This is a genomic window from Massilia phosphatilytica (assembly GCF_977014125.1).
In genome coordinates this window covers 1-3,681 of sequence record NZ_CDRNIL010000112.1, presented here as the reverse complement: position 1 = coordinate 3,681, position 3,681 = coordinate 1, and the positions used below count along the sequence as shown (strand labels likewise).

Genomic DNA, 3,681 nt, shown 5'->3' with positions numbered 1-3,681 from the left:
TGTTAGCCTTTGGTTCAGTTGTTACGTATTGCTAAGGTTAAAACGGAGGAGTTAGTTGGATGATCCAGCACCTGCTTACGGTTCACTACTCACGACGATGTTTTTTTTGGTACCTTTTTTTTCACCGGAAAGGACCCGTAAAGTGATAATGATTATCATCTACATATCACAACGTGCGTGGAGGCCATCAAACCACGTCAAATAATCAATTATGACGCAGGTATCGTATTAATTGATCTGCATCAACTTAACGTAAAAACAACTTCAGACAATACAAATCAGCGACACTGAATACGGGGCAACCTCATGTCAACGAAGAACAGAACCCGCAGAACAACAACCCGCAACATCCGCTTTCCTAACCAAATGATTGAACAAATTAACATCGCTCTTGAGCAAAAAGGGTCCGGGAATTTCTCAGCCTGGGTCATTGAAGCCTGCCGTCGGAGACTAACGTCAGAAAAGAGAGCATATACATCAATTAAAAGTGATGAAGAATGAACATCCCGCGTTCTTCCCTCCGAACAGGACGATATTGTAAATTCACTTAATTACGAGGGCATTGCAGTAATTGAGTTGCAGTTTTACCACTTTCCTGACAGTGACAGACTGCGTGTTGGCTCTGTCACAGACTAAATAGTTTGAATGATTAGCAGTTATGGTGATCAGTCAACCACCAGGGAATAATCCTTCATATTATTATCGTGCTTCACCAACGCTGCCTCAATTGCTCTGAATGCTTCCAGAGACACCTTATGTTCTATACATGCAATTACAACATCAGGGTAACTCATAGAAATGGTGCTATTAAGCATATTTTTTACACGAATCAGATCCACGGAGGGATCATCAGCAGATTGTTCTTTATTCATTTTGTCGCTCCATGCGCTTGCTCTTCATCTAGCGGTTAAAATATTACTTCAAATCTTTCTGTATGAAGATTTGAGCACGTTGGCCTTACATACATCTGTCGGTTGTATTTCCCTCCAGAATGCCAGCAGGACCGCACTTTGTTACGCAACCAATACTATTAAGTGAAAACATTCCTAATATTTGACATAAATCATCAACAAAACACAAGGAGGTCAGACCAGATTGAAACGATAAAAACGATAATGCAAACTACGCGCCCTCGTATCACATGGAAGGTTTTACCAATGGCTCAGGTTGCCATTTTTAAAGAAATATTCGATCAAGTGCGAAAAGATTTAGACTGTGAATTGTTTTATTCTGAACTAAAACGTCACAACGTCTCACATTATATTTACTATCTAGCCACAGATAATATTCACATCGTGTTAGAAAACGATAACACCGTGTTAATAAAAGGACTTAAAAAGGTTGTAAATGTTAAATTCTCAAGAAACACGCATCTTATAGAAACGTCCTATGATAGGTTGAAATCAAGAGAAATCACATTTCAGCAATACAGGGAAAATCTTGCTAAAGCAGGAGTTTTCCGATGGGTTACAAATATCCATGAACATAAAAGATATTACTATACCTTTGATAATTCATTACTATTTACTGAGAGCATTCAGAACACTACACAAATCTTTCCACGCTAAATCATAACGTCCGGTTTCTTCCGTGTCAGCACCGGGGCGTTGGCATAATGCAATACGTGTACGCGCTAAACCCTGTGTGCATCGTTTTAATTATTCCCGGACACTCCCGCAGAGAAGTTCCCCGTCAGGGCTGTGGACATAGTTAATCCGGGAATACAATGACGATTCATCGCACCTGACATACATTAATAAATATTAACAATATGAAATTTCAACTCATTGTTTAGGGTTTGTTTAATTTTCTACACATACGATTCTGCGAACTTCAAAAAGCATCGGGAATAACACCATGAAAAAAATGCTACTCGCTACTGCGCTGGCCCTGCTTATTACAGGATGTGCTCAACAGACGTTTACTGTTCAAAACAAACCGGCAGCAGTAGCACCAAAGGAAACCATCACCCATCATTTCTTCGTTTCTGGAATTGGGCAGAAGAAAACTGTCGATGCAGCCAAAATTTGTGGCGGCGCAGAAAATGTTGTTAAAACAGAAACCCAGCAAACATTCGTAAATGGATTGCTCGGTTTTATTACTTTAGGCATTTATACTCCGCTGGAAGCGCGTGTGTATTGCTCACAATAATTGCATGAGTTGCCCATCGATATGGGCAACTCTATCTGCACTGCTCATTAATATACTTCTGGGTTCCTTCCAGTTGTTTTTGCATAGTGATCAGCCTCTCTCTGAGGGTGAAATAATCCCGTTCAGCGGTGTCTGCCAGTCGGGGGAGGCTGCATTATCCACGCCGGAGGCGGTGGTGGCTTCACGCACTGACTGACAGACTGCTTTGATGTGCAACCGACGACGACCAGCGGCAACATCATCACGCAGAGCATCATTTTCAGCTTTAGCATCAGCTAACTCCTTCGTGTATTTTGCATCGAGCGCAGCAACATCACGCTGACGCATCTGCATGTCAGTAATTGCCGCGTTCGCCAGCTTCAGTTCTCTGGCATTTTTGTCGCGCTGGGCTTTGTAGGTAATGGCGTTATCACGGTAATGATTAACAGCCCATGACAGGCAGACGATGATGCAGATAACCAGAGCGGAGATAATCGCGGTGACTCTGCTCATACATCAATCTCTCTGACCGTTCCGCCCGCTTCTTTGAATTTTGCAATCAGGCTGTCAGCCTTATGCTCGAACTGACCATAACCAGCGCCCGGCAGTGAAGCCCAGATATTGCTGCAACGGTCGATTGCCTGACGGATATCACCACGATCAATCATAGGTAAAGCGCCACGCTCCTTAATCTGCTGCAATGCCACAGCGTCCTGACTTTTCGGAGAGAAGTCTTTCAGGCCAAGCTGCTTGCGGTAGGCATCCCACCAACGGGAAAGAAGCTGGTAGCGTCCGGCGCCTGTTGATTTGAGTTTTGGGTTTAGCGTGACAAGTTTGCGAGGGTGATCGGAGTAATCAGTAAATAGCTCTCCGCCTACAATGACGTCATAACCATGATTTCTGGTTTTCTGACGTCCGTTATCAGTTCCCTCCGACCACGCCAGCATATCGAGGAACGCCTTACGTTGATTATTGATTTCTACCATCTTCTACTCCGGCTTTTTTAGCAGCGAAGCGTTTGATAAGCGAACCAATCGAGTCAGTACCGATGTAGCCGATAAACACGCTCGTTATATAAGCGAGATTGCTACTTAGTCCGGCGAAGTCGAGAAGGTCACGAATGAACTAGGCGATAATGGCGCACATCGTTGCGTCGATTACTGTTTTTGTAAACGCACCGCCATTATATCTGCCGCGAAGGTACGCCATTGCAAACGCAAGGATTGCCCCGATGCCTTGTTCCTTTGCCGCGAGAATGGCGGCCAACAGGTCATGTTTTTCTGGCATCTTCATGTCTTACCCCCAATAAGGGGATTTGCTCTATTTAATTAGGAATAAGGTCGATTACTGATAGAACAAATCCAGGCTACTGTGTTTAGTAATCAGATTTGTTCGTGACCGATATGCACGGGCAAAACGGCAGGAGGTTGTTAGCGCAAAAAAAAAATTCCAAAAAAAAAATTCCAAAAAAAAAAGCGACTAACAAACACAATCTGATGGCAGGTGCTGGATCATCCAACTAACTCCTCCGTTTTAACCTTAGCAATACAT

General features: G+C 43.4%; 5 protein-coding genes and 2 pseudogenes. 3 read left to right on the top strand and 4 right to left on the bottom strand.

What is annotated here, in order from left to right; genetic code table 11:
* Nucleotides 1-306: 306 nt before the first annotated feature.
* Nucleotides 307-501 carry a YlcI/YnfO family protein gene (locus ACWNCF_RS03875; RefSeq protein WP_001421937.1) on the top strand — a complete coding sequence of 65 codons (195 nt, stop codon included), beginning with the start codon at nt 307-309 and terminating at the stop codon, nt 499-501.
* Between the two features lie 164 nt (nt 502-665).
* On the opposite strand, the gene ybcW is transcribed toward ACWNCF_RS03875, so the two are convergent.
* Nucleotides 666-872, bottom strand: a complete 207-nt coding sequence (gene ybcW / locus ACWNCF_RS03870) for a protein YbcW (protein WP_001031427.1) — start codon at nt 870-872, stop codon at nt 666-668.
* A 243-nt stretch (nt 873-1,115) separates the two neighbouring features.
* Between ybcW and ACWNCF_RS03865 the strand changes: the two genes are divergently transcribed.
* Together ACWNCF_RS03865 and bor are read left to right on the top strand one after the other, a co-directional pair.
* The gene (locus ACWNCF_RS03865) at nt 1,116-1,568 is read left to right on the top strand and encodes a DUF1398 domain-containing protein (protein ID WP_223248938.1); all 453 of its coding nucleotides are present in this window, start codon (nt 1,116-1,118) and stop codon (nt 1,566-1,568) included.
* 289 nt (nt 1,569-1,857) lie between these two features.
* Entirely contained in the window at nt 1,858-2,151 is a 294-nt protein-coding gene (gene bor / locus ACWNCF_RS03860) for a serum resistance lipoprotein Bor (protein ID WP_000738492.1), read from the top strand.
* Nucleotides 2,152-2,182: 31 nt separating this feature from the next.
* On the opposite strand, the pseudogene rzpD reads toward bor, so the two are convergent.
* From rzpD to ACWNCF_RS03845, 3 genes and pseudogenes are all read right to left on the bottom strand, one after another.
* A pseudogene (gene rzpD, locus ACWNCF_RS03855) lies at nt 2,183-2,643 on the bottom strand (prophage endopeptidase RzpD).
* Complete coding sequence (locus ACWNCF_RS03850; protein WP_000229403.1) at nt 2,640-3,116, bottom strand: glycoside hydrolase family 24 protein; 477 nt, start codon at nt 3,114-3,116, stop codon at nt 2,640-2,642. Before ACWNCF_RS03850 ends, rzpD begins: the two are co-directional and overlap by 4 nt.
* Nucleotides 3,100-3,417: pseudogene (locus ACWNCF_RS03845) on the bottom strand (phage holin, lambda family). The gene ACWNCF_RS03850 and the pseudogene ACWNCF_RS03845 overlap by 17 nt, the downstream one beginning before the upstream one ends.
* Nucleotides 3,418-3,681 lie beyond the last annotated feature (264 nt).